The sequence below is a fragment of the Candidatus Bathyarchaeota archaeon genome, from assembly GCA_026014585.1.
Lineage (GTDB): Archaea > Thermoproteota > Bathyarchaeia > Bathyarchaeales > Bathycorpusculaceae > Bathycorpusculum.
Genome location: JAOZIA010000005.1, coordinates 1 through 25,981, shown reverse-complemented (window position 1 = coordinate 25,981; position 25,981 = coordinate 1). Strand labels below are relative to the sequence as shown.

Annotated in this window: 25 protein-coding genes and 1 tRNA gene; 14 read left to right on the top strand and 12 right to left on the bottom strand. The window is 43.2% G+C overall.

The window, feature by feature from the left end:
- Positions 1–951: a 2-oxoacid:ferredoxin oxidoreductase subunit beta gene (locus tag NWF01_03145; GenBank protein ID MCW4024013.1), complete on the top strand. Its 951-nt coding sequence runs from the start codon at positions 1–3 to the stop codon at positions 949–951.
- Positions 952–973: 22 nt separating this feature from the next.
- Here the strand turns inward: NWF01_03145 and NWF01_03140 are convergent, their stop codons facing one another.
- Together NWF01_03140 and NWF01_03135 are read right to left on the bottom strand one after the other, a co-directional pair.
- Positions 974–1,264, bottom strand: a complete 291-nt coding sequence (locus NWF01_03140; protein ID MCW4024012.1) for a DNA-binding protein — start codon at positions 1,262–1,264, stop codon at positions 974–976.
- A 131-nt stretch (positions 1,265–1,395) separates the two neighbouring features.
- Complete coding sequence (locus NWF01_03135) at positions 1,396–2,589, bottom strand: hypothetical protein (GenBank protein ID MCW4024011.1); 1,194 nt, start codon at positions 2,587–2,589, stop codon at positions 1,396–1,398.
- Positions 2,590–2,912: 323 nt separating this feature from the next.
- On the opposite strand from NWF01_03135, the gene NWF01_03130 reads away from it, so the two are divergent.
- Positions 2,913–3,230, top strand: a complete 318-nt coding sequence (locus tag NWF01_03130) for a hypothetical protein (GenBank protein ID MCW4024010.1) — start codon at positions 2,913–2,915, stop codon at positions 3,228–3,230.
- Positions 3,231–3,318: 88 nt separating this feature from the next.
- Here the strand turns inward: NWF01_03130 and NWF01_03125 are convergent, their stop codons facing one another.
- From NWF01_03125 to NWF01_03110, 4 genes are all read right to left on the bottom strand, one after another.
- Positions 3,319–4,137, bottom strand: coding sequence for a dihydroorotate dehydrogenase electron transfer subunit (locus NWF01_03125; protein MCW4024009.1), 819 nt, complete (start codon positions 4,135–4,137; stop codon positions 3,319–3,321).
- Positions 4,112–5,032 carry a dihydroorotate dehydrogenase gene (locus tag NWF01_03120; GenBank protein ID MCW4024008.1) on the bottom strand — a complete coding sequence of 307 codons (921 nt, stop codon included), beginning with the start codon at positions 5,030–5,032 and terminating at the stop codon, positions 4,112–4,114. Before NWF01_03120 ends, NWF01_03125 begins: the two co-directional genes overlap by 26 nt.
- Before the next feature lie 72 nt (positions 5,033–5,104).
- Positions 5,105–5,974: an ATP-binding protein gene (locus tag NWF01_03115; GenBank protein ID MCW4024007.1), complete on the bottom strand. Its 870-nt coding sequence runs from the start codon at positions 5,972–5,974 to the stop codon at positions 5,105–5,107.
- 382 nt (positions 5,975–6,356) lie between these two features.
- Positions 6,357–7,928, bottom strand: coding sequence for a dihydropteroate synthase-like protein (locus NWF01_03110; protein MCW4024006.1), 1,572 nt, complete (start codon positions 7,926–7,928; stop codon positions 6,357–6,359).
- Between the two features lie 120 nt (positions 7,929–8,048).
- Here NWF01_03110 and NWF01_03105 point away from each other — a divergent pair, with 120 nt between their 5' ends.
- The 5 genes from NWF01_03105 (at position 8,049) to NWF01_03085 (ending at position 14,388) form a co-directional block, all read left to right on the top strand.
- Positions 8,049–8,828 carry a hypothetical protein gene (locus NWF01_03105; protein ID MCW4024005.1) on the top strand — a complete coding sequence of 260 codons (780 nt, stop codon included), beginning with the start codon at positions 8,049–8,051 and terminating at the stop codon, positions 8,826–8,828.
- Positions 8,829–9,038: 210 nt separating this feature from the next.
- A complete protein-coding gene (locus NWF01_03100; protein MCW4024004.1) occupies positions 9,039–12,203 on the top strand; it encodes a right-handed parallel beta-helix repeat-containing protein in 3,165 nt (1,054 codons plus the stop codon).
- A 131-nt stretch (positions 12,204–12,334) separates the two neighbouring features.
- Positions 12,335–12,538 (top strand): hypothetical protein, encoded by a 204-nt coding sequence (locus NWF01_03095; GenBank protein MCW4024003.1) that lies wholly within the window; start codon positions 12,335–12,337, stop codon positions 12,536–12,538.
- Between the two features lie 47 nt (positions 12,539–12,585).
- Complete coding sequence (locus NWF01_03090) at positions 12,586–13,557, top strand: NADH:flavin oxidoreductase (protein MCW4024002.1); 972 nt, start codon at positions 12,586–12,588, stop codon at positions 13,555–13,557.
- 168 nt (positions 13,558–13,725) lie between these two features.
- Entirely contained in the window at positions 13,726–14,388 is a 663-nt protein-coding gene (locus NWF01_03085; protein ID MCW4024001.1) for a hypothetical protein, read from the top strand.
- Between the two features lie 3 nt (positions 14,389–14,391).
- Here the strand turns inward: NWF01_03085 and NWF01_03080 are convergent, their stop codons facing one another.
- From NWF01_03080 to NWF01_03070, 3 genes are all read right to left on the bottom strand, one after another.
- Positions 14,392–14,544 (bottom strand): hypothetical protein, encoded by a 153-nt coding sequence (locus NWF01_03080; GenBank protein ID MCW4024000.1) that lies wholly within the window; start codon positions 14,542–14,544, stop codon positions 14,392–14,394.
- 55 nt (positions 14,545–14,599) lie between these two features.
- Positions 14,600–15,085 carry a hypothetical protein gene (locus tag NWF01_03075; protein MCW4023999.1) on the bottom strand — a complete coding sequence of 162 codons (486 nt, stop codon included), beginning with the start codon at positions 15,083–15,085 and terminating at the stop codon, positions 14,600–14,602.
- 99 nt (positions 15,086–15,184) lie between these two features.
- Positions 15,185–15,916 (bottom strand): SDR family oxidoreductase, encoded by a 732-nt coding sequence (locus tag NWF01_03070; protein ID MCW4023998.1) that lies wholly within the window; start codon positions 15,914–15,916, stop codon positions 15,185–15,187.
- A 186-nt stretch (positions 15,917–16,102) separates the two neighbouring features.
- On the opposite strand from NWF01_03070, the gene NWF01_03065 reads away from it, so the two are divergent.
- Positions 16,103–16,231, top strand: coding sequence for a hypothetical protein (locus NWF01_03065; protein MCW4023997.1), 129 nt, complete (start codon positions 16,103–16,105; stop codon positions 16,229–16,231).
- Between the two features lie 48 nt (positions 16,232–16,279).
- Here the strand turns inward: NWF01_03065 and NWF01_03060 are convergent, their stop codons facing one another.
- The 3 genes from NWF01_03060 to NWF01_03050 all read right to left on the bottom strand — a co-directional run bounded on the left by NWF01_03060 (position 16,280) and on the right by NWF01_03050 (position 19,497).
- Positions 16,280–17,806, bottom strand: a complete 1,527-nt coding sequence (locus tag NWF01_03060; GenBank protein ID MCW4023996.1) for a PAS domain-containing protein — start codon at positions 17,804–17,806, stop codon at positions 16,280–16,282.
- Between the two features lie 171 nt (positions 17,807–17,977).
- Positions 17,978–18,055: transfer RNA gene (locus NWF01_03055), tRNA-Ala, on the bottom strand.
- Between the two features lie 467 nt (positions 18,056–18,522).
- Positions 18,523–19,497, bottom strand: coding sequence for a polyprenyl synthetase family protein (locus NWF01_03050; protein ID MCW4023995.1), 975 nt, complete (start codon positions 19,495–19,497; stop codon positions 18,523–18,525).
- 117 nt (positions 19,498–19,614) lie between these two features.
- Here NWF01_03050 and NWF01_03045 point away from each other — a divergent pair, with 117 nt between their 5' ends.
- The 6 genes from NWF01_03045 to NWF01_03020 all read left to right on the top strand — a co-directional run bounded on the left by NWF01_03045 (position 19,615) and on the right by NWF01_03020 (position 25,721).
- Positions 19,615–20,442, top strand: coding sequence for a S1 family peptidase (locus tag NWF01_03045; protein ID MCW4023994.1), 828 nt, complete (start codon positions 19,615–19,617; stop codon positions 20,440–20,442).
- A gap of 137 nt (positions 20,443–20,579) precedes the next feature.
- A complete protein-coding gene (locus tag NWF01_03040) occupies positions 20,580–21,812 on the top strand; it encodes a hypothetical protein (protein MCW4023993.1) in 1,233 nt (410 codons plus the stop codon).
- Between the two features lie 93 nt (positions 21,813–21,905).
- The gene (locus NWF01_03035; protein ID MCW4023992.1) at positions 21,906–22,994 is read left to right on the top strand and encodes a tyrosine--tRNA ligase; all 1,089 of its coding nucleotides are present in this window, start codon (positions 21,906–21,908) and stop codon (positions 22,992–22,994) included.
- Positions 22,995–22,999: 5 nt separating this feature from the next.
- Positions 23,000–23,413: a toprim domain-containing protein gene (locus NWF01_03030; protein ID MCW4023991.1), complete on the top strand. Its 414-nt coding sequence runs from the start codon at positions 23,000–23,002 to the stop codon at positions 23,411–23,413.
- Between the two features lie 64 nt (positions 23,414–23,477).
- On the top strand, positions 23,478–24,950 hold the full coding sequence (locus NWF01_03025) for a hypothetical protein (protein ID MCW4023990.1): 1,473 nt from the start codon (positions 23,478–23,480) through the stop codon (positions 24,948–24,950).
- Between the two features lie 339 nt (positions 24,951–25,289).
- Positions 25,290–25,721, top strand: a complete 432-nt coding sequence (locus tag NWF01_03020; protein ID MCW4023989.1) for a hypothetical protein — start codon at positions 25,290–25,292, stop codon at positions 25,719–25,721.
- The last annotated feature ends 260 nt before the right edge of the window (positions 25,722–25,981 follow it).

Genomic DNA, 25,981 nt, shown 5'->3' with positions numbered 1-25,981 from the left:
ATGGCAGATTATAAAAACGATGTTTACCCCGATTGGTGCCCCGGATGCGGCGACTTTGGAATCCTTAGCGCACTACACATGGCTTTAGCTGAGCTTAACCTTGAAAATCATCAGGTTGTGGTGGTTTCAGGCGTAGGCAACTCAAGCAAAACTCCCCATTTTATTAAAGCCAACGGTGTCCATACGCTACACGGGCGGATTTTGCCGTTTGCTATGGGCATAAAAGTTGCCAATCCAAACCTTGAAGTTGTCTGCGTCGGCGGTGACGGTGATGGTCTGGGAATCGGCGCGGGGCACTTTGTGAATGCTGGTAGAAGAAACCTTGACTTGACCTATCTGGTTTACAATAACGGCGTTTACGGTTTAACTAAAGGGCAAGCTTCACCGACACTGCAACTGGGAATGCAAACCAAATCATTACCTAACCCAAACATTAACGAAGCAGTAAACCCCGTAGCGTTAGCGGTTACGGCAGGTTATACGTTTGTTGCCCGTTCATACGCCTTTGACGTGATGCACCTAAAAGAAACCATCAAACAAGCAATAGCCCACAAGGGGTTGGCTCTAGTTGAGTGTTTGCAGCCTTGCCCAACCTATAACGACATTAACACTAAGGACTGGTACGCTGGATTAGACCGCAAAGACGCCGAAGGCAAACCACAACCACGACTCTACAAGCTTGAGCAGGAAGGGTTTGACCCCGAAGTTCACAGCGAGACAGAGATTTTCCAAAAGAAAACCGCTGCTCTTAACAAAGCTCGGGAATGGGGCGACCATATCCCAATCGGCGTATTTTATAAGAATCCGTTTGAACCGACTTTTCAGCAGCGCATAATCAACAGAATTCCCTTCTATTTAGAGAATCCACCCGCTAAACAGGGCTTAAAAGATGAAAATGGGTACTCGACGGTTGATTTGTTGGAGTTTTTTAATGATTTAAAAACAAGTTAAAAATTAAATGGGAAAGCGGCAGTTAGACTTTGGTCATTTTGCCGAATTTTCCAATGTTGAGTTGGATTTCGCTTTTAAAGCTTGTTATGTAGCCGTTTTCTATTTTTATGGTGTCTCCAACTGCAACTTGGTCGATTTGTTCATTCCCTAACGTTAGTTTGATGCTTCCTGTTTCATCTGCTATTTGTGAATCAGCAACTTTTAGAAGGTCATCGCTGTATCTGGATTTAACTTCTCGGGGGTTGCCTTTTTCAACCACTGTTGCTTGCACGTCAACCTTTTTCATTCCATCTCTTAAATCTTTAATATCCAAAGTTTTTTCACCCTTTAATCAGTCTTTACCTTACAGTAAACTGTTCACGTCCAAGTGCTCTTTCAATTTATATAAATCTTGCTAACCGCATCAAGAATAAAAAAGAAAAGAAAAAAAATCTTTTTGGGCTCTTAGAACCCAAGTAGAGATAGGATATCGCTGATTATCACCGTTAAAACTACAGCTCCAGCAGCGACCATCGCGCTTTTTACCCAGCTGTATTCTGTTAATTCTTTAACGATGAAGCTACCTAATGCTGCAAGCCAAACGTAAACTGCTAATTGAACAGCTAAGCTTATGTTAGATACTAATGCCAACTGAGAGTTTATGGTGTTAAATGCTGCAACTGCTGCGGGACCTTGAATGTTTGTCCATACTTCTATGGGGTAGTAAATGTTGGGTATGAATGCTGCGTAGACTCCTAGCATTATGAATGATTCAATAGCTAGCGGTATCATTGCTACTCCAACAGCAGTCATTAGGGGTTTCCAGATAATGTTGCCTTTTAAGCCTTTGATTATGAGGTAGATTGTTGCAGTGAATAAGAGCCAAAGAATCAGGAATGGTGTTACTGCGCTTAGTAAGGATTGAACATAGAATAGTGAGCCACTGAATGAAATGTAATCTTTGAAGACTCCTCTGAAGAATACTCCGTCAACTAAAATGTCAACCGTCGAATCATTTACCCATGTGAAATCCAATTTTAAGCCTGTAATGTTTTCCCAGGTTGCTTGGGTTCCAGAGGTTGTCCAATCTGATGTGCCAAGTGGAACGGTTAGGTTGTTCCATTGTCCAAGAGTTGTGGCTGTAAAGTTGGCTGTTAAGGTTCTAGTGAAACTGGAATCATCGATTGAATAAAGAGTTAATGTTACTGATTGAGGAGCAACAGCTGGTGAATTTTGTTTTATGCTTAGGGCTAACTGGTCATAAGCTGTGGCGTCTACATTTTGGCCGAAATTAGCAAGCTCAAGGGTTGCATTGTTTAAACTGTTGCCTGTGAATTGGATGCTTGTCGTATTTAGATACGGCTGCGCGGTTACTGTATCGATTCCTATGTAATCTGCTGTGTTAAGGCTTACGTTAAGGCCTGAACTTCCCTGCCAGTATGACGTGTAGCTTGTCCACGGGTTATACGTGTCCGCGCTGACATTGGGAACTACATCTTCAAAGTATGCTCTTTGAGAGTAAACCGTGTTGGTGGCAACTTGGCCAATAACGAAGATTATTAGGACTATAAGTGCAGCTAAATAGCCTGGTTTTTCAAGTATCTTTTTGAATGCTTTATGGGGGGCATAAATAACTTGTAGGATATCTTGTGCAATCAAAGATTTTGCTCTCCAAGCACTTCAAAACAATACCCAATTATATAACGTTTGTCTCAAATGTCTTCCAACTAATCAAAAGCCAACTCAAAAAACGGGTATTTAGGAACAAAAACAGGCAATTAAGACCACAAAATCCAATCACCAATATAACCCGCCCTTTCAAGGTTATCCTCATTTTGTCTGTCCTAACGTGTTTTAACTGTTTATAAGCAGGTTTTATCTTATGAATAATTATGTATTTTGGTTATGTCTTATTTTGTAACAATTCTACGCAGCAAACCTGCCTTCGCCAACACAAGTTCACCTGCGCAGACAGGCAAAGTGTGCCGACAGCCAAAATCATTCAAGGCACCGTACTTTTCCTCTACAATACTGATGACAAAAGTCTGCTGGGTCCCTTTACCTCGCTAACTGAGGGCGGCACAGAACTGGACGCGGGCGCATGGGCAATGGATATTGAGGAAGAAAGCATCTCTGAAAACGTGAAGGTAACCTGGGAAGATTTGCACATAATGCAGAACGCTCCCGAGAAGTTGCCTTTCCTAAATGACCCTAAAACCTGTAAATTAACTGATACCCAAACCATTCGCATTCTAAACCTGCTCAAAGCTGAACCGCTTTATTTGTACGCAAGAAAATGATTGCATGCGATTACTGCGCTACTTTAGGTTATGTTAAGAAACTTTACCATTAACAACTAAAAAGAAGAAGGGGCAGTTTAACCGCAAATTAGATGGGGATTCTTGAGCCATCAAAGCCTATTTTAGAAATTCCCAACTCATCCTTAATCTCACGAAGCTGAGCCGCCGTAAAAACAGGTCCATCCCTGCACACGCGGTACTTGCCAATCACGCAGCTACCACACAATCCAATCCCACAACGCATTAATCGTTCAAGGCTGGCTTCCAGGGGCAACTTGCGATGCTCGGTTAACTCAAAGATTTTCTTCACCATAACTTCGGGACCGCAAGTGTAAATCATGTCAAATTTTTCGTGGTCAAGCAATTTAGCCAATGGCTCAGTGACCATGCATTGCAGTCCATAGGTGCCATCGTCAGTGGTTGTGATTAGGCTTTTTTCGTTACACACACCATTTAATTCGTCAATGAAGAGGAGTTCATTTTTTGTTTTGGCGCCTGTTACGAAGGCGAGTTTTTCGGTTTTTTCTTGGAGTTGTTTTGCCAGAAATAGGAGTGGCGCGGTTCCTGTTCCGCCTCCAACAAGGAGCACTCTGCCGCGGCTCTGCGTGAAACTTGTTCCGAAGGGTCCTCGCATGCCCACGGTTGCGCCTGCTTCAAGGTTGTGCATGTGTCGTGTTGCGTCACCTACGGCTTTTACTGCTACGGTAACCAGCCCGTTTTCTACGTTTTGGATGCTTAGGGGGATTTCGTCTATGCCGGGTATCCAGAGCATGATGAATTGTCCGGGTTTGGCTTTGGTGCAGAGTTTGTCTGGCATGATGAAGGTTTTCACTGAGGGGCTCTCTGTTTCGATTCTGACGATTTGGTTTACTCTTAGGGTGTTATTTGCGGTGGGACAAGCCGACAATATCTTGTACGCTCCTTGCATGTTTTTTTCTCAAGTATGATTCTACTCCACGAGTAATATTTTTGAAAACTGCAACATCCTCCGTTGCAATCGCAGTACCTACCTGAACCGCAGACGCCCCAGCCAAAAAGAACTCCACAGCATCACGCCAATCCGATACGCCACCACAGCCAACAATGGGCACATCAACTTTTTCAGCAATATCATACACACAACGAAGCGCCACAGGTTTCATTGCGGGTCCTGATAAGCCACCACGGATGTTGCTTAGGATGGGCAACTGGGTTTCTGTCTCGATTGCTATGGCTTTGAGTGTGTTTACGGCTGTGAGTGCGTCTGCGCCTGCTTTTACGGCAACTTGGGCGATTTCGGTGATGTCGGAAACGTTTGGGGAAAGCTTTACGATAAGGGGGGCTTTTATTTGTGCTTTAACTGCACTGACCACTTCGCGGAGGATTTTGGGGTTAGTTCCGATTTCTGAGCCTGTTTGCTTTACGTGTGGGCAGGAAACGTTTAGTTCCACAGCGTCTGCGCCTGCTTCAACAGCTTTTTTGGCGACCTCCGCATATTCCTCAGCTGAGTAACCAAACACGCTTACAATTAGGGGTTCGTGCATAATGGTTTTTGTGAATTTGATTTCTTCAGTAAAATAGTTGATTCCAGGATTTGGGAGTCCCATGGCATTGATTATGCCACTTTCTGTCTGTACCACTGTAGGATTAGGGTAGCCTACGCGTGGCTCGAGCCCAACGGATTTTGTAACTACTGCACCAGCGCCACCTTTAATGACGCGTTTAAATGATTCCGCTGAGTACCCAAGTACGCCTGAGGCAAGCATTGTTGGGTTGTCAAGCTTTATGCCTGCGATGTTTATGCTTAAAGGGTTACTCTCCAAACTTTCACGTTCCCACCTTTCTAATATTCTATAGGAAGATAAAGTTTTTTTTACGGCTCTGGGTTGTCTGCTTTAGATTAATGTGGGTGTATAATCCAGCAAGGTTCTGTTTTTCACTCTGTGCACTGGGAAGCAGATTATGAATTTTGTGCCTTTGCCTTTTTCGCTTTCAAAATTGATGGTTCCCCCTTGAACTTCAATTAACCGTTTAGCCACAGCCAAACCAAATCCCTGCCCTTTAGATTTCGTGGTGAAAAGTGGAGTGAAAATTTTATGTCTCACTTCATCAGGTATCCCAACGCCCGTATCTTCCACAGTAATTATTGCATTGTTTGCATGAGGGAAAGTCTTTATGGTTATGATTCCCCCGTTTGGCATGGCTTGAATCGCGTTTGTCAACAAGTTTACCAGTACACGTTTTGTAAAAAAATCGTCTAGTTTGACGGTTTGCATGTGTTTATCTGAGGCTACTTTGATTCGGATGCTTTTGGGGATTGTGATTGTGCATATTGCGTCTTGGATTAAGTTTTGGATGATGTTTTCTTTTATTTCAGGTTTTAGGGGTCGAGCGTAATCTTGCAGGTCGCAGACTATCTTGTTGATGTATGCTATCTGCTCTTCAATAAAGAGCATGCTTTCTTGTATTGAATTCTTGACTTCCCCGTTAGATATTTCTAAGGCTTGACTTTTTGCAAGGTACAGCTCGTTTAAGATTGCCTGCAAGGGGTTGCGGATGTCGTGTCCAATCATGCCTGCGGTTTGCCCAATTGCTGCCATGCGTTCTGCTTCTTTTAGCTGTTTTTTCTGTTTCTTAACTAGTTGTTCAAGGTCTAATGTGTAGTTGTTTAGTTGGTTGCTTGTTCTACTTTCTGATTGGCTATTGGTGCTTTGTAAATCCTTTTCTTGAATAATTGAATAATAATCATCAGAAGAAGAAACCAAATGAAATAACCTTTAACTAATTTTAGGAAAAAAGATAATATAAGTTTATCTTAAGATTGGTTTACACATTTTATTTAAATAGTGTGCTATGAAAAGAAAAATGATGGAAAAAAGGCTTGAAAAAAGCTTATTTTTTCTTAACGGTCTTTTTAGTTTTCTTTTTTGCAGCTTTAGCCACGTTTCCAACCTCGATTTCTATTATTGACTTGATTCTGTATTTAAAACTTGTCTAAGGTCGAACTCTTGGGCTAACCAGCAAAAAGGCGTTAAATAAAGCCCAAAAATTTAAAAAACCCTGATTTTGTAGAAAAAATTTACCGTTTAAAAAACGGTAAAAAAACCTTTCATTTTTAACATTTTTATGTTAAATCAACACTCATCTTCAAGAACCACAAGCCCTAAACAAGCCGCCATCCTGCAAATACTCCTTCCCAGTAATCAACGCAACCTCAGCCAAACCCAACTCGCGCCCCAAATACGCTACATGCCCAAACTGCGAAACAAGCTCCAACGCCAAAATCTTCCCCAACACTGACTCAGCAGTTTTGCCTTTAATTATGCTTGAGGGTTTTTCGGCTTCGAAGGATTTAAAATGCAATGCAACTATGAGATTTTCTTGGCGGTCAAGGGCAATTTTGAAAATCCCTTTTGGGTCAACCGTGAAGGGCAAATCTTGCTCTTTAACAACTAAAACTTTGGATGAACCTTCTAAAGCTGTGTCATAAGGAATTTCCCGCGAATTTTTATCCTTCAAAATAAGCAAGTCTAACCCCAAATCCCGCGGCACACTGCCCCGCTTCTTTGCTAAAAACATCATACGAGCGGCTTGACAGATTTCACTTACGGTTCCTCTTGTTTTAGGGCTTTTCTCCGTTACCAGCAAAATATCCACTCCTACCTCGCTGGATAAACGTGCAAGCAATGCGTTAATGCCTACAGAGTCTGCATCGAAAAGCTCAGTGACATTTGAGACACCAATTAGCAGAGGTGTCGTAGGGTTTTTTTCTGCAAAAGCTCGGAAAGCTGAAAAGGACTCTACTATGTTGGTGGGTTCCAAAATTAAGTCACCGATGATTTTTTCATAGCCTAACTCTTGGGCTTTTTTGATTAAGCGATTAAGCATTTGCACTCGGGCTTTTACTGTTCGGGGGAAGATGCCTTTGCGCTGGTTGGAGGGAATGATGACTACTGGTACATGTTTTGCGTAAGACGCCAATTCTTCCATGTTGCCCTCATCAATGCTCAAAATTAAGTCCACACCTGCATCAATGGCGGCTTTGGTTTCCTCTGGTTTTAGAGTATCAATGCTAACAGGCACATCAACCGCGGATTTAGCAGCCAAAACAGCCCGCTTTGCCTCCTCGGGGCTGTTTTTCCCTGCGACCATCCCAATATCAACCATGTTTGCTCCATTTTGCACATACTCTTTAGCCTGCCTAGCAATCTCTTCATCTGTTAAAAGCGGTGCATCGACGATTTCAGCCAGTACCCGCATGGGCAAAGCTTTACTCACCGCCAAACCCCCAATCAGTAAACTGCCCTCACGCTTGAGAAGTTCCTCACGATTTTGTTCCACACGCTCCAACTCCTGCAGGGCTTTTTGCTGCAGTTTTTCCCGTAAAATATCGTCAGCGGGCACGGTTGTGGAGAGTGTGACTTCGTTTAGAGAGTCTAAAATGGCTGGTAGGTCTGCGGCGTATCGTGGTCCTTTGAAGGTGGGGATTTTGAAGGTGTCGGTGATGGTTTGGGTGTCTTCTGGCATTAGTCCTGGGGTTAGGATGATGTTGATGTCTTTGAGGTTGTGTGTTTGGAGTGCGTTTTTTATGGTTTGGGGGGTTAGGAATGCGGCGATTTGGGTTTTTAGGGCTAAAATTTCTGTGGTTATGTTGCTTTCTTTTGCGTATTGTTCTACGATGGGTTGTGCAAGGGTGCCTGTGATTAGGAGTGCTTTCAAAGTGTTGCCTTCTTGTTTGATTTGTGGGTGGTTTTGTATATGTTTTTTGTTGGGAAACTTTAATATTGTAGTGTAAAAAATTACAACACGTAGAATAATATTACAATGGGGTGCACAAAAATGGTTACCGACCAAGTAAACCTCAAAAAAACCTTCACCACAATAACCATAGCGTTAGTCGCAACATGGACAGCCCTGCTCCTTGTCACATCAATCATCCCCGCATACCCCATATTTGGCACAGGAGCCACCATCACAGTATCAAGCATACTACTCTCAAGCATGACTGCGCCACTTCTTGGACCAATATACGGAACCGCCGCAGGGCTCATCTTCGGAATGCTCGTCCCATACGTTAGCCCAGCAACATCCATAGGCCTCCTAACTTTTCTTGCTCCAACAATGTCAGCACTCATGGGCGGCTTACTTCTATACAACCGATGGAAAGAAGCAACAATCCTGCTTACCCTTCAACTCGCAATCTGGCTAGCTCACCCCTTCGCATACTATCAACTCATGCCCATCATACTCTGGGAGTTCGTGCCCGTTTTTGTTTTCCTGCTGGTGCCTCCCGTTAGAAAGAAAATCATAAACTCCATCGTGACTCTTGACAAAAAATACGTTGTAGCGGCACTTTGGTGTCTGGCGTGGACTGCAAGAATAGGTGGAGACGTTGCGACAGGAAACAACATTGGCGTTTGGGTCATGGGTTGGGGTGTGCCTGAAATGTATATGTGGTGGGCACCATTAACATTATATTATGCAATTGCGGATTCACTCAACTGCCTATGTGGAGCACTCATAGGAACAGGTGTACTAGTGGCATTGCAAAGAAGCGGTTTACGATTTACCGCCGTTGACCGCTTACGCGAAAAATTAGCCCCTAAACCAGTTCCCTGATACTTTTTAAATTTGCAGATATGTCCAATTTAATGTTTGTTTTAAAGGGCTTAAGATTTAAGTGCAATAAGCTCACATAGTAGCGCTGTGGTGCGTGAGATGAAAGTAACAAACCGCTTGTTCTCTTTATCTTTAACTTTGTTATTGTTAACCGCTTGTTTTGTGATTTATTCTGAACCTGCAAAGGCAGCAACCTGGACCGATATTACATTGCCGTATACAATTTCCAGTAGCGGTAACTATCGGATTGTTGGCACCGGCACTTGGACTGCAGGCAGTGGAACAGCATTAACCATAGACGCTGACAATGTGGTTGTTGATGGGCAAAATATACTGATATCCGCGTCAATACTTGATAATGCTGTGGTAGAAATTGCTGTTGACAGGTCAAATGTAACCTTAGAGAAACTCAACATACAAAATGGGTTCAATGGCATAGTAGCAAATGATGCCAGCAACATCACAATCGTAAATTCAACTCTAACCCGTAATTATTTTGGTGTGTACTCAGAACGTTCAAGTAATCTTACAATCCTTAACTCTCTGATAAACAGAAACAATCTATTTGGAGTATATCTTGTTGAAGCGAATAACTTTGAAGCCAATAATTTAACACTAAACAACAATATCATCGTAGCCTTCGCTGCTAGTTCAAGCAACTTTACATTCACAAATTCTACTCTAAACAACAACGCTGGAGCAATGACCATTAGTTTGAGCAATTTCACGATTACGAACTCAAACCTGGATGGCAATAGTGCAGGGATTATAACTGATGAGAGCAACTATGCAATCATAAATTCAACCATGAGTGGTAACAATGTGGGCATATACTCTACAAACTCAAACTATCTCTTGGTTCAGAATTCAAACATAACTAACACTCCTTATGCTGCTGGTATAGCCGCAGATTCTTCAAGTAACATTACAATCCAAAATTCGAACCTGACGGGTAATAACCATGGGTTAAATGTTGGGGATTCAAACAACATCGCAATCGTGAATTCAACCTTAAGCGGCAATGATTATAATGGCTTGTACGCTGAAAATTCAGGCAACTTTACAATTGCGGGTTCAATCCTAAGCGGCAACGGGTGGGATGGCGTGAATGCTACAAGTTCAAGCAACTTTACAATAATGAACTCAACCATGAACAATAATTATTGGTGCGGCGTGGAGGTTGAGGATTCAGGCAACTTCACAATTATAGATTCAGTCTTTAACGATAACGAGCAGCGAAGTGGCGTTTACAGTATAAGCTCAAGTTTCTTTACAATCCTGAACTCAACTTTAAACAATAATGGTTGGGACGGCGTGACCACCTATGAATCATCAGGTAACTTCACCATAACAACCTCGACCTTAAATGACAATTACGATTATGGTGTGTTCACTGATAGTTCAGGTAATTTTACAATAACAAACTCAAACCTGAACAACAATTGGTGTGGTTTGTGTTTAATTGATTCAGGTAACTTCACAGTTACCAACTCAACATTAAACCACAACTATGATGATGGTGTGTACTCAGAAAACTTGGGCAATTTTACAATTGTAAATTCAATAATAAGTGACAATGATGCTTTTGGATTTTTCTTAGTTGATTCAAATAACTTGACAATAACGAACACAACCATAAACAACAATGTCTTTGGTGGTTTAACCACGATTGATTCTAACATTACCCTATGTAGCAGTCGATTGATGAATAATAATTTGGTTGATTATTCTGCTGGGGCAGTAGCAATTGAAGATACTAACGCTAACTCAAATAACATCTATGTTTATGGCAACATTTTTGAAAACAACGCTTTCACCCTGAGCCTATCAACAGATAACACGAATAACTTTAATGACCAACTATTCTTCTTCAACAATTACATTAACGACACAACATACATTCACCCCGACAGCACCTCAACATCTACAATTGACAGTATCCTACACTTTAACACGACAATACAACCGGGTGTACGGGTTTATGGTGCTGGTAGCATGATTGGCGGTAACTATTGGGCATATCCAGACGGCACAGGACCCAGCCAGATTGGAGCAGACGCAGACCAAGACGGCTTTATCGACACCCCGTTTGATGTTTTTGGTAACAACACCTTCTTTGATTACCATCCTTACAGTACAGAAAACGCTTTGCATCTGGTTTTCATTGATGGTGAGAGCCAAACTTTAGCTGCAAACCAACTCTCAACAGCCATAATAATTGAACTACACGATTCTCTTGGCGCTGTCACCACAGGATTCACCGTAAACTTGGCATCAAACTCGACCACAGGCACATTCTATAGCGACGCAGCAGGCACAAACCAAATAATTAGTCTTACTGTTTTGCCGGGTTCAAGCCAAGCTATCGTCTACTACAAAGACACCACTGTCGGCACTCCAGAAATTACCATCACCGCTGAAGACGCAACACCAATATCAACCCAGTTCACGATAAATCCTGCAGCAATAGACCATCTGATTCTAAGTCCATCTGAGTCTGCAATCACTGCAGGAAACACTCAAGCCTTCACTGCAACCGCTTATGATGCGTACGACAACACCTGGGATGTTACGGACGTGGTAGTTTGGAGCATTAACAGTACTGCAGGCGGTTCATGGAGCAATAACATTTACACAGCAGAAAAAACTGGAAACTGGATAGTTACTGCAACAGTAAGTTCAACAGTTTCCACAGCCTCTTTAATTGTTAATACGGCACCTTTAGACCATCTTACAATTAGTCCAGTTGGTGCAACCATAACAGCCGGCGACTCACAAGTCTACACGGTTGATAGTTACGACCAATACGGCAACCTCATAGCATCTAATGTGGCTGCATCCTTCAAAGTGAACGGAACTGATTATTCTGGGAATGAAATAAACATAACAGTAGCCGGCGTCTACACAATTGAAGCAACATACAATAGCAAAACTGTTACGGCAACTCTCACCGTTACCCCCGCAGCAGTTGACCACTTCGCAGTCTCTGTACCAGACTCCGCAAATGTGGACTCCGCCTTCAATATCACAGTCACGGCAAAAGATGCCTACGGGAACACAGTTGTGGGCTTCACGGGAACAGCTAACCTGACCACGAGCCAAGGAACTATTAGCCCTGCTGTTTCAGGCTCGTTTGTTGACGGCGTCTGGACCGGACAGGTAACCCTGAACACTACTGGCTCAATAATAATCAATGTTTCCGCTGGCAGCAACACAGGAAGCAGCACAGTAGCAATCAACACTCCCGCAACACCAACACCTGCATCTACTCCTGCATCAGGCGATCCGCTGGGTACATGGGTAATAGTTGTTATCGTCGTAATCATCATAGGCGCCGCGGTTATTGGTATTTGGCGTTTTGTACTAAAACGATAGGTAACAATAAACCAGTCACTGGGTGAAAACCCACAACACCTTTCTTTAACTTACCTCTCCCCAGTCCAATAAACCAGTTTGGACACGCATCTTTTAAACAAAAACGGCGATAACGCTGCCCGTGAACAAGCATGACGGAAACCCAATTCGCAACCCCAGGGGATTTGCGGGTGGATTTAACGCTTCACAGCGTTTCCGCTAATCTACTCCAAGAATTCGCCCAAAAAATTGTTAAACCCTACTTCGGCGGCAACCTGAACAGTGCGCTTCTAAGTCTCATGGAAAAAGCCATTGTTGAACAAGCAATAGAGGACAGGGCAACAAGCAAGATTTAATCCAACTAGTTCAAATAGGGCACAGAAGCAATAAGTCTCGAAACACTATGCCCCGCCTCCAAGACCCCCTAACAGTTAAAGACATAATGCTGCGAAACCGCATCGTAATGCCCCCAATGCAAAGCGGCAGGGCAAGCTTCCAAGGCGAAGTCACCACACGACTCATCAACTTTTATGCACGACGCAGCAGCGCAATCGGATTACCTATCGTTGAGCATGCATACGTTGAAGCTATGGGCAAAATCGGACCCAAACAACTCGGTATCTACAGTGACAGCTTAATTTCCGGGTTTGAGGCGCTTGCAAACGCTATTCACGAAGTGGGTGCACCTGCTGTGGTGCAAATTAGCCATGCAGGAGGCGTTGCAAATGAGAAAGTTATCAGTGCAAAACCTGCTGGACCCAGCGACCGCGGAAAAACCCGAATGCTCCAAATCGAGGAACTTTACGCCATATCTGAGGCGTTTGTTGCCGCCACAGAACGTGCGCTAAAAGCTGGCTTTGACGGAGTAGAAATCCATGGTGCTCACGGTTACTTGCTTAACCAATTTTTCTCACCATTGCTCAATAAGCGTGAGGATGAGTTTGGGGGCTCACTTGAGAAACGCATGGCCTTTCCTTTGTTGGTAACGCAGAAGGTCAAAAAGGCACTGGGTGACAAATTGCTGCTGTATCGGTTGGGCGCGGATGATTTAGCACCAAACGGCAACCACGCGCAAGAAGCAATAATTTTCGCGCAAAAACTTGAAGCAGCAGGCGTGGACATTTTGGACGTGTCAGGTGGCATGTGTGGAAGCAACCCAAAGCAACTCCAGCATATCTCAGGCTACTTTATCCCGCAGGCAGAAGCCGTCAAAGCAGAAACCCACGTGCCCATTATTGGAGTAGGTGCAATCACGCAGCCAGAATTTGCTGACAATCTTGTGCGGATGGGCAAAGTGGACTTGGTAGCAATTGGTCGGGCACTGTTGCATGATAATGAGTGGGCACAAAAAGCCCTTCAAACGCTGACTGCTTAAATACTAATTTTATTTTTTTCCCATGAGAAACCGCAAAGATTCAGCCTATTGAGCCGTGTGGCTTTAAATTTAGGGAGAAAAAACAGTTTCTTCATGGGGCGGGTTTATACCTTTTTGTTTAAAACAAGTCTTTTATCATCCGCTTCTAATGGGGTTTGTGTGATTGTTGTGGTTAGGGGATTTATTGACAGGTGGAAACCTAAAGAAAAAGAGGAAACAGTTACCTCAAAAATTCTAAACGTAGGCAAAAAACAAGAACCCATAAAAACCCAAATCGCACAAGTCACCCAGCGTCTAGACATGCAGACCCGAAACCTTGACGCTGCAGTAGCACGCTTCCAAGCACGCGAAGACGCACTCTTTAGCCGAGTCGTCAAAGCCATGACCAACCGGGAAACCGCACGTGCCAACATCCTCGCAACCGAACTGGCAGAACTCCGAAAAGCCAAAAAATTCCTAAACAACGCCTCCCTCGCACTGCAAAGCGTTTCCATGCGTCTTAGCACGGTCTCAGAAATGGGCGATTTAGTCACTATTTTGGGTCCAGCAAAAAATGCTTTGGGCGGAATCAGCAACGAAATGTGCAGTATTTTCCCTCAGGCAAGCGAGGAATTAGGTAACATTGGCAATTTGCTCTCAGACATTATGGTTACCACGCAGCAAAGTGACATGCAACAAGTCACTTCCACCATGGCAAGCGCGGATGCATTGTCGATTTTGGAGGAAGCTGAAGCTGCTGCAGGAAGCCAACTCCAATCAAGACTACCCGAGATAGACGGTGTCGAAAATATAGGGGCAGGAGTCCGAAAAAGAGCCAGTTTGGATGTTTAGCGGCTATTTTTGGTTTTGAATTAACTTATTGATTTCTTCAGCTGTCGCCGCTGTTAGTCTGACTTTGTCTTTGGTTGCAACAAAAACGCCGTTTTCACGGGTGATGCTAAACCCCTTTGTGTAATCGGTGTTGCGGCATTCAATTTTTTTGCTCATGCTTTCACCTGTTACTTAAAATATTGCTGGTATGCAGCATTTAAATCCGCGGGTTCTACAGGTTTTGTCTTATGTATTCCATTTTTTGTTTGGTCTGATTTTCTACTGTTATGGCTCCAATGAATGGTTCCCCTAAGGAGTTGTTGAGTTCTTCCTGTTTTGTCCGCAATAACCCCTTGGTTTCAACAATAACCCCATGTGCCCTAAAAATACCTACTACCGTTACGTTATCCATTGCTGAAACGTCAACATCACTTGGATATTTCACCAAAATTTGCTGACCCCTAGCATCTTGCAGGTAAAAGCAGGTTGCTGATGCAGTAGTTTGCACGGTTGTGGGCAGATTCATAAACCAGGTGCCCACAGTTTGAGAATCCATCTCATCAATGCTGACCACCGAAGTAACTGTTCCCTGTAGCCAAATCGCCTTCTTATTATAAACCGCCTGCTGAAGCATAATCAACTCCAAACTGGTTTTTTCAGGCGCTAATTGTGTATGAATTTGCTGGATTTCCTGCTGAACAAAACCTGGTAACTTCATATTCTTTATTTCACCAATCGCTATCTTGATAGGTTTCAGTAAAATAAAACGTAAATATAAAAGATACTAAAGGGCAGCTATATTTGATTAAAGCGGAGTTTAGGGCAGCGTGTATCCTCCATCACACACGATACATTGTCCTGTGATGAAGCCTGCTTGGTTGCTGGCTAAAAACACCACCAAATCAGCAATATCTCGCGGTTGCCCCATCCTGCCCACAGGAATTGCTTTTACGGTTTGCTGTGCGATTTCGGAGCCCACAGGAATTATGCCAACATCGATGGGTCCAGGAGCAATCGCGTTTACGTTGATGCCGTGCGGTGCCATTTCAAGTGCCAACGATTTTGTGAATCCTGCTACTGCGCCTTTGCTTGCGCTGTAATGCGTCAAGTTGGAGAATCCCACGACTGCGCCTGCGATGGAGGCGATGTTTACGATTTTGCCGTAATGTTTTGTAACCATTTTTGGGATGACTGCTTTGGTGCAGTTAAAGGTTCCATTGAGGTTGATGTTTATGACTTTGTCCCAGTCCTGCTTGGTCATTTCAAGAAATGGTTTCTGCGGATAAATCCCCGCGTTATTAACCAAAATGTCAATGCTCCCATGTTTTTCAATTGCTTGCGTCATGGCGGATTCAACAGATGCAGGATCAGTTACGTCACATTTAACCGCAATAACCCCTTCTGCCTCCTTGGCGACCTCAAAAATTTTATCTGAAATATCCAAAACAAAAACCGCGGCGCCCTCCTCAGCCAAGACTAGGGCGATTTCTCGTCCGATGCCTTGAGCAGCGCCAGTAACAACTGCTACTTTACCGTTTAATTTACCCATAAAACTCAACCCATAAAAAATAACTGGGCAACTCTGACTATAAGAAGATTCCCATAAACACCTCTTCCACAACATTAAACTGAATATAGAGCCTTTATTATTGATAGAATGGGCGTGCAACAAATGCGTTGGGCGTTTGTTATTTTTGTGTTTGGGATTTCGTTGTGTTTGATAGGGGCTGCTGTGATGGTAGCGGGAGAACTACTTTTCGGAGAGAATCATACGGGGATTGCAACAGTTATAGGAATAGTTGGAATCGACTTAATTGGAACCTCAGGCGCAATTTTCGCTGGACGCACAAAACCAAAAAAGTAACAAATTACCAAAAAAGTTGACAAGGATTTGAACCCATAGCTTCTTTAGTTAAGGTCTTTCGATGGGCAATTTAATCAAAAACTTTGTACCCACACCAATTTTGCTCTCAAAACTGATGCTTCCGCCTTGAGCTTCAACCAAACGCTTAACCACCGCCAAACCTAACCCCTGACCTTTAGCCTTAGTAGTAAACATTGGTGTGAAAACTTTGGCTTTAATGTCATCTGGTATACCCACCCCTGTGTCTGCAACTACCATGTTAATTTGGTTTTTTTCTTGATATGCTGTGACTTCAAGTTGTCCCCCGTTTGGCATAGCTTGGATAGCGTTGTTGATTAGGTTAGTTAATGCCCGCCTAGAAAAAGTGCGTTCCAAGCTTACTTCTGGAACAGATTCAATGTTTAGAATCAACTTTACATTATCAGGAAAAGAGATTTTCTTAACCACATCTCCAATTACTTCTGCTAAGTTCACCTTTTGAAATTCAGGGTTTAGCTGTCTAGAGTAATCCTGCAGGTCCGCAACAATTTTGTTAATATACCCAATATCATGTTCGATACTATCTACGCATTCGATAATACTTTTTGTTATACCGCTCTTGGGTAGGCTGTCTAATTCTGTTTTTATGAGGTAAACATCACCAGTTAACGATTGAAGAGGGTTGCGGATGTCATGTCCAACCATGCCCGCCGTTTCACCAATGGCAGCTAACCGCTCTTTTTCCTGAAGTTGACGGGTACGTTCATCCACTAATTCCTCAAGGTGCTTGCTGTATTGCCTGATTTTTTCTTGGTCCCGCTTTCGTCGTGTAATATCTCGTATGCCACCGATAAAAAATGCTGTTTTGCCGTTCCTGTCTTTTACGGCTTTTGCAGTATCTTTCACTATGAGGTAGCGACCATTTTTGTGACGTATGCGATACTCTAAAGAGTACCAGTTTACGTTCGGATTGTTTTTTGCTTTACCCCATACTGACAGTACATGTGGGGCATCGTCTGGGTGGATGCGACTTAAAACCCAATCAACAGTTCGATCGCCACCTTCAAAAGATTCAAACCCCATCAGCTCCTTTTCACCCCTAACAACGTGGACTTTATTCGTGACCAAGTCAGATTCGTAGACCATAACGTTAGCTGCTTCCGCAACTGCGCGAAAACGTTCCTCACTGTGACGAAGCGCCTCCTCTGCCTCCTTTTGCTCGGTCACGTCTTGGTCTACACCTACGATAACTTTGAGTTTGCCCTCCTCTGTAACTTCTCTTACCTGACGCTGAGAATGAATTGTCCGAATAGAACCATCACCACGGATTATACGGTAGTCAACTTTAGATGTTTGATTTAACTTGACTTTCACGTTGCTTATGTCCATTCTTTTGCTTATCCGCTCTAAGTCGTCTGGGTGAATGAAACTTCGGTATTCTTCAAGGGTTAATCCCTCACGTCTTGGTGCAATACCAAAAATCCGAAACAACTCAGGAGACCAAATTGCTCTTGGCTTTGATATATCCCATTCCCAACTGCCAAAATGCGCTACTTGCTCCGCTAACTCAAGCAGCTTTGTCTTTTGACTTGACAACTCACGATTCTTCTTTGGAGCCTTTTTCTTCTTTTTGGATTGAATTAACACAGAATCAGCTGTAGAGGCACACAACAATATTTGCCTCAATAAAAAATAAAACATAACGACCCTAATTAAGAATTTCAAACATAAAGGCTAATGACAATGCATTGGTAGTGCAAAATTTTGTGGTGGACCAGGCGGGATTTGAACCCGCGGCTTCCGCGTTGCGAACGCGGCGATCATACCAGGCTGATCTACTGGCCCCTGTTGGGTGCAATGATAGGTTTGTGTGGGTTTTTTTAGGTTTCGGTATCACGATTGGAAACGGTGCCAACATATTTGGAGCCTAATAGGAGCCTATTAGTAATTCATTGCAGAAACCATAGAGGGGTAGGAGTGGTTGCGTTTCTATTAGGAGCCTAATAGCCAACCTATGCAGAAAACATAGGAGAGGGTCTCCGAAATAACCGAGAATGTATAGCAATGTTTAATCTGTACCGTTGTACTATTTTTTTTGCTCACCGAAATTGAGCACCCATAACGACGGACTCAACAGAGGAGCAAGCACCACAAATCTTGCACCCAGTGACGAGCGAGTTCTACCCAATTATGGAACAGGTGAGCTGCGGGAGCAAAATCCCTCGCCGAGAGAGCTTAACCAAGCTTTAAGCGACGCTTAGCTGTGCGGTTGAGTGTTAGGTTACGGGGGAGACATTACCCGCGAAAAACCGTTATGCCTCAACGACTGTGTAGTCAAGGAGAAGTTTTAGGGCGTCAGTGTTTGGGAGCTGGCTTAGTTTTATTTGTTCGTTGTTTTTTAGGTAGAACATGTCGGTTTTTAGTTGGATTACGCGCTGTACGTTTTCGGTTATTTCCGCGATTTGTCGGGTTTTTTTCTGGCTTATTTTTCCTTGCAGCAGGGGAGTTAACTGTTTTTTTGCCGCATTATCTTTTAGGGCATACAGCAACGGCAAGGGCAGAATCTCGTTTTTTGAACGATTTCTAATCTCGGCACATTTGTATAGGTCGTCAAACTCGTTTTTTAGAGTCATCAAGTACCCCAAAGTTTTCCCAAAACGACACAAAACCATCCGCTGCTCCTCAGGGGCATCTGCCAAAATCGCGCCGACTTCCACACATGCCTGTGTTATCGTGCCTTTTTGCTCCAAAACCTTGTGGAACATGTCAGGGTTGACTGGTTTTTCTCGCAGAACTCTTTCGCTGGTTATGGCTGCTGCGATTTTGTTAAATGCTTGCTCAATGGTGCTGTTTATTGCCTGCTGTTTGGCTGCGGGAAAACCTTTGCATGCTTCTTGAAGAAGGAAATATCCTTTCAAAAACAAGACATCGCCCGCCAGCAAAACCAGTTCTTTGTTGTATTTGCCGTAGATTGTTTGTTTTCCGCTTTTGATTTTGGAGTTATCGATTATGTCGTCATGGATGTCAGCTGCGCCTGTAAGCATAACAACTGCAGCGCCTATTGTGCTGGCTGCCTCTGGGTTGCCACCTGCGGCTTCGCAGCTGAGTGCGATGAGGGCGGGGTGATGGGTGTTTGGCCATGTTTCCTCTATGAAGTAGGTGAGTATTTTTTGGATGGGTTGTGCAATGTTTTTGTCTTTGAGGTTTTGTTTTGTGGTTTGTAGGCCTTTTTGTCCGTATTTTGTGAGCAGGGTTTGTATTTGCAGGGTGAGGTCTTGTTTGGTCATGCTGTTTTCTCTTTAGAAGTTGGTTTTGGTGCATATAATGGTATTATGATGTATTAATGTTCAATATACTTATATCTTACGAAAAAGTAACCTACCAAGGGCTAAGAGGACACAAAAATGCGCCAAACAAAAACCCAAACAACAATTCTTGCACTAATAATTATCCTGTCAATATCTGCCGTGCCAGCATATGCCATAACAGGAAACATACACCCAGATGATGCTCACTCTTTTGTCGGCTTAGTAGTCTTTTACGAGCAGGACAGCAGCAATAACATACTTCCCGTTTCCATCTGTAGCGGAGTTCTCATTTCACCAACAGTAATGATAACAACTGCACATGGTTGCGTTACCCCAAACGTCATGGTCTGCTTTGATCAGGGACCAATAACGTGGGGTGTCCAAGATGGTGCGCTTCAGATTCAAGGCGTAACCTCCATTTACGAAGGCACCGCTTATCCAGACCCACAGTTTAGCATGGCAACTCAAGGTGCACTGGGTGATTTTATGCATAACGATTTGGCAGTGATTATCCTAAACGAGCCGGTGCCAACAAATGTTGTTAGCAGTTATGGGCAACTTCCCGAATTAGGTATCGTGGATGATTTGCCTAAAACAGATGTAACTCTTGTCGGATATGGCTTTGAAACGGCAACTGCAGGATACATCATGCGCAACTACGCTTATGCCACGACAGTTTCAGGTAATTTTGCTTGGAGCGATGAATACATTCGGTGTTCAGCAAATGCTGGTAATGGTAGAGGCGGAATCTGCACTGGTGATTCAGGTGGTCCAGTGTTGCTTGGGGACTCAAACATTGTTATTGCATTACATTCCTATGCAACCAATACAAACTGTGTTGGTGTAACCTATCATGTTAGATTAGACACTCAACAGGCACACAATTGGATAATGGAGGTGGCAAATATTGAACAAGAAAGCTAAAATCCAAGCAAAACCTACCCCTACCGTAGTTGGCATGTGGTGGTAAATTTCCTGAGCAAAATCCTTTGTTTCCTGTTCTGCTCACAAAAACACACAATAACCTCTTTTTCTTATTTTAACTGATTTGAGGATCCATTTTGGAACTTACGGCTAAGCGCTCTTTCATAAGTACGCCTAACGGTAGTTTCCGAAGCTTTTTTGCGGCATTAATTTTAGTGGCTGATACTTTTGTGTGGTATCTCTACAGTGGCAAATTCATATCAGACGTAACAGTATCCGCTGGATTCTCAAGTTCTCAATCAACAATGATTTGGGCAATGAACCTAATCGGAACAGTACTTGCGATATTTTTCGGGTTTGTTTTATCTAAAAGGTTCTGTCGGATTTCTTTTCTTCGTAATTGGCTGCTTGTTGGGTTGGCATTGGCGCTTTTGGGATTGGTTATGGATTTTTCTGTTCTTTATCAATCCATGTTTTACTTTGCTTTAAGTGGTGCCTATTTTGGTTTAGGTATGCCTGTTGCTTTGGCATATTTTGCGTGGGTGACTAAAGAGGAGAATCGTGCAAGATTTGGCGGATTTACTTTTCTAATAAGTTTTATAGCCGTGTTTTTACTTGGCGCCATAGGTCTTTCTAGTGTTGCCATGAACGCTGTGGTTTTAGCTATTGGTCAAGCGTTAGCTTTTGCATTAATCTTTATAATAAAACCCCCCGACCAAGTCATTCAAAAAAATGTCAAATACAAAGAAGTTTTCACCAACAAAACATTTGTCCTCTATTTCGTTCCATGGATGATGTTTGCAATAGTCAACTACATCAGCACACCCATAGTCAACAACATATTCCCTGACTTATTCCAACAATCAATACTTATCGAAAACTTGCTAGCAGGAGTAATCGCGGTAGCAACAGGCTTTTTCGCTGACCGTTTTGGACGTAAACGCCTTGTGCTTATAGGTTTTGTGCTCTTAGGCATAGGATATGCGAGTCTTGGGCTTTTTGAACAAAACCTTGTCAGTTGGTGGTTTTACACGGTTGCTGATGGGGTTTCGTGGGGTATATTTTACACTATTTTCCTGATGACCATCTGGGGTGACATTGCAATGGGAAAGAAAAGCGAAAAATTCTACGCCATCGGCTATTTGCCTTTCCTGTTCTCAATTTTCACTGAACTTTCAATAGGTACTGAAATATCTTCACTAATTAATTCAACAGCAATCTTCTCCTTCACCAGCTTCTTCCTATTCTTAGCTATATTGCCCTTGACGTATGCTCCAGAAACGCTCTCTCAAAAAACCATCCAAAACAGAGAAATGCAAACCTACATAAAAAAAGCACAACGCAAAAAATCACGATTTGGTACCAGCTAACAGCATACACTCCTTAACAACGGTAGCCTTTCAGCAACTAAATTCTTAAATTACCAGTCACAATCTAAGCTATGACAATTGAGCTGAAACACCGTGGATTTAGAGAAAAAACTTGAGCTTATCTGCAGACCACCAACTGAAGAAATCGTAACCGTAGATGATTTGCGGCAACTTTTGGAAACTGAAGAGCACCCCATCGCCTACAACGGCTGGGAACCATCAGGGCTGGCGCATTTGGGAACAGGCGTGATTTGCGCATATAAAATGAGAGACTTCGCCGAAGCAGGCATCCATTTCAAAGCTTTCCTTGCTACATGGCACGCATACCTCAACAATAAGCTCGGCGGCGACCTTGAACTTATCCGTAAAGCCGCTGACTTGTTTAGGCATAGTTGGCTTGCATTGGGTGTTCCCGGTGACAAGGTTGAGTTCATTTATTCTGATAAGCTCTATGACAATTTGGATTACTGGGCTAAAACCATGGTTATCGCCAAAAATCTCACCTTAGCACGAACCACCCGCACGCTGGAAATCGCGGGACGCAAGGAAGGCGAAGCCCACTACGTCAGCGACTACCTTTACACGCCCATGCAGGTAGCTGACATATTTCACATGAAAGTCAAAATGTGCCAACTCGGCATGGACCAGCGTAAAGCCAATATGGTAGCACGAGAAATCGGCGAGAAAATCGGTTGCTACAAACCTGTCTGCATCCATCATCACCTGCTACAGGGACTGGCAAAACCGGGCATTTGGCCAATTCCCGAGGGGCAAGAAAAAGAGGCAGTGGCATCAGCGAAAATGAGCAAAAGCAAACCTGACACCTGCATATTCATCTACGACACACCCGAAGAGATAAAGAAAAAAATGTCTAAAGCCTTCTGCCCCGAACGCACAATAAAATACAACCCAATTTTAGACATCGCTAAATACATCATATTCCGAGAACACTCAACCTTCACGATTGAACGCCCAGCCAAATTCGGCGGCAACATCTGCTTTGAAAGCTTCCAACAACTCGAAACAACCTTTGCCGAAGGAAACCTGCACCCGATGGACCTCAAAAACGGCGTCGCCACTGAACTTGGAAAAATACTGGAGCCTGTCCGCCGTTACTTCACTAACAACTTGGAAGCCAAAGACTGCTTGGAGACAATTCGCAAAGCCAAAGTCACAAGGTAAACGCCTTGTCATCTCGGCTCAGAGAAAGAGAAGAGAAACTTCAAGAACTTATCGTTCAACTCACCACTGAAGCCGCCAAAGGCACACCCCTTTTGGTTGAGGGCAAAAAAGATGCTGACGCACTAAAAATACTGGGAATCAGCGGCAAAGTTTTAACCCTGAAAACAGGGGGCAAATCCTTCCTTGATGTCATCTCAGAAATAGAGCAGACAGGTTCGGGCAGGGTTATTCTTTTTTTGGATTTTGACAGGCGCGGTAAAGAAGCCACACGTCGCCTCAAAGTTGAACTTGAACGCCTAAAAATCGTTCCCGACCAAACCTTTTGGCTTCAACTCTTCCGTTTAGCAGGCAAGGAGATTCGCTGTATTGAAAGCCTCCCAAGCTACCTGCAAACCCTTCACAACAAAACCCAAAGTTAAGCACCCTTTTTTGCGATAGGATAATAAAGGTAGATGCCACAAGTTGCAATTGAGGGTTAAGTACTTGCAAAAAAAGGCAGTTATGGTAAGTATATTGGTGCTCACACTTTGTTTAACCATGTTTTTAAGCTGTTACAAAACACAAGCCCAACAAGCAGCAGCCCCAACTTGGAATGTTCAAAAAGTAAAAGATATGAGAGAAGACGTTTATGATACCAAAATTGCTTTAGATTCTAATGGGTACCCTCATATAATTTATGGCGGTATCGGTGAAGGTTTAAACTATGTTAGTTGGAACGGAACTGGTTGGAGTACCCAAAAAGTGGCTTCCACTAGCGGGTTTGGCGGTGACATCTGTCTTGTTTTGGATTCTTCTAATAACCCACACATAACCTATGCTGACCTCACAACTGGAGCAGCATTATTCTATGTTAATTGGGATGGTTCAGATTGGAATACATTGTGTGTTTCACGTGGTGGTTATTACTCTTCTCTTTGTTTAGACCCTAATGGTGATCCTCATATTAGTTATGATGGCAAATATGCCAGTTTAGATGGTTTAAAGTGGGATATGCAAACGGTTGGTGGAGGACAAACTTCTTCACTTGCATTTGACTCAAAAGGTACTCCACATATTTGTTGCTTCAATATGGGTTCTTATGAGCACGATTTTAATTATGCCACTTTGACAGATTCAGGTTGGCAAGTTCAAACTGTGGATTCAAGCGGAAGTCCATCGTGGTCATGCTCTCTTGCTTTAGACTCAAACGGTTATCCGCATATGTGCTATTGTGACACTGGCTTTCCTTCTGGTTTGAAATATGTCAGTTGGGACGGTTCAAGTTGGGATGTTGAGATGATATATTCAAAGACCGCTGCCTACTCATGTTCTCTTGTTTTAGATTCCGCAAATAATCCCCATATAGCATTTACGACTAATCCAGGCGTTAAGTATGCTACATGGACTGGTTCAAGCTGGAACATACAAACGGTAGACACAGAAGGGCATGAATGTTCCCTTGCTCTTGATTCAGCTGGAACCCCGCATATAAGCTACTATATGGATCGCTGGCTCAAATACGCAACCCTAAACTCAACCACTACACCAACCCAAACGCCATCTTCAACACCTAACCCCGAATTTTTCAATTTCCAATCAAACAGCACAATAACCGCTCTTGCCTTTGACAGCCAAAAACAGGAATTAAGTTTCAATGTTACGGGGGACTCTGGAACCACAGGCTACGTGAATGTATCGGTGGCTAAGAGTTTTCTTCCAAACCTGGATGATTTGAGAGTGTATTTGGATGGGGACTTGATTGAGCCCCAAATTTTCTCCGATGAAACATCGTGGATTATAACCTTGAATTACTCGCACAGTACACATCAAATAAAAATGGACCTCGCGGCTTTGGATGAGCCACTTCTGGATGCCACTTTGGCAGGTTGCATAGTTGCAGCAATAGTTGTCGCTGGGGCACTGGTTATTCTGATGGCGTTTACGCGTAGGAAAAAAGCAAATGCAGTTAAAGTATAGTCAAATAGGGTTCACTTAGATGTTTAATCTACTTAGAAGGGTAGTCTATGCAAAAGCAACATATCTGTGGTTTTTTGGGTTAAGGTTAATTAGGTGTTTTTGTTTATTTTGAATCTGTAGTTTGAGTCCTGTTTTAGGATTCGTCATGTTTAAAAGCATATCTCGTATAGTAAGGTTTGCGATATCAGGGGGAAAAAGCACATATCAGATAAACCAAAAAACGAAGCATTAGAGGCACTTGACTTCATAGTCAACGTTCTCAAAGAACACGAAAAAGACCTCGACAAACTAATCAACGAACTAGGCACAGTCACCGAACAAATAAGTGACACAGGCGAAATGGCAGGAAAAATCGAAGGCATAAACAAAAAAATCGACCTTCTCCAAAGAGAAGTAGCCGCACTAATCAACCACGCCCAAACAACACCAAAAACAGCGCCGCCAACACCAACCCTGCCCGCTGAGCAGCCAAAACAGCCCGCCCCAACCACGCCAGCAATAGTGCATGCGCAGGTTCCGATGGGTCCACATTTAAGCCTAAGGTGCAAAAATTGGGAAGATTTCCAGAATCTTGCCTCTCAAGCAAGGATGCTGTCCTTTAGTTTTAAGGAGGCTGAACGTGTTTTTGAGGTTAACGCAGTTAAAGGCAACCAAGTTATTTCTTTTAGTGGCGAGCTGCCAAAGTTGTCTGTGCTTTTGAAATGCTGGTTGTCTATGCAGCTTACTGTTTCAGAGAAAGCCGTTTTAGACGGCGTTTTGTCTCTGGCATAGTAATTCTGAATCTTTATTTTAAATTCATAAAGCTTATATTTATAATGTCGTAATTCTTAAGATGTGAATGGAGGGTGGCAAGTTTGCAGGCTAACCAAAAAAGCCAAAATCTTTCCGTTTTCGAAGCCTTCTCCTTTCTCCTCGACTACGGATTGGCCTGAATGGTTAAACCAAACACCCCCCTCCAAACACACGCAAAACCAACAACCCCTTCTAAAGCTTCCAAAACCTTCTCAAAAAACCGCCAAAAAATAATAGTT

Bases quoted from the DNA above. Each gene is read 5' to 3' on its own strand.
- NWF01_03045 (MCW4023994.1), top strand. From the start codon at position 19,615: ATGCGCCAAACAAAAACCCAAACAACAATTCTTGCACTAATAATTATC.
- NWF01_03050 (MCW4023995.1), bottom strand. From the start codon at position 19,497: ATGACCAAACAAGACCTCACCCTGCAAATACAAACCCTGCTCACAAAA.
- NWF01_03065 (MCW4023997.1), top strand. From the start codon at position 16,103: ATGGTAGCGGGAGAACTACTTTTCGGAGAGAATCATACGGGGATTGCA.
- NWF01_03070 (MCW4023998.1), bottom strand. From the start codon at position 15,916: ATGGGTAAATTAAACGGTAAAGTAGCAGTTGTTACTGGCGCTGCTCAA.
- NWF01_03105 (MCW4024005.1), top strand. From the start codon at position 8,049: ATGGTTACCGACCAAGTAAACCTCAAAAAAACCTTCACCACAATAACC.
- NWF01_03145 (MCW4024013.1), top strand. From the start codon at position 1: ATGGCAGATTATAAAAACGATGTTTACCCCGATTGGTGCCCCGGATGC.
- NWF01_03020 (MCW4023989.1), top strand. From the start codon at position 25,290: ATGGCAGGAAAAATCGAAGGCATAAACAAAAAAATCGACCTTCTCCAA.
- NWF01_03075 (MCW4023999.1), bottom strand. From the start codon at position 15,085: ATGAAGTTACCAGGTTTTGTTCAGCAGGAAATCCAGCAAATTCATACA.
- NWF01_03095 (MCW4024003.1), top strand. From the start codon at position 12,335: ATGACGGAAACCCAATTCGCAACCCCAGGGGATTTGCGGGTGGATTTA.
- NWF01_03080 (MCW4024000.1), bottom strand. From the start codon at position 14,544: ATGAGCAAAAAAATTGAATGCCGCAACACCGATTACACAAAGGGGTTT.
- NWF01_03090 (MCW4024002.1), top strand. From the start codon at position 12,586: ATGCCCCGCCTCCAAGACCCCCTAACAGTTAAAGACATAATGCTGCGA.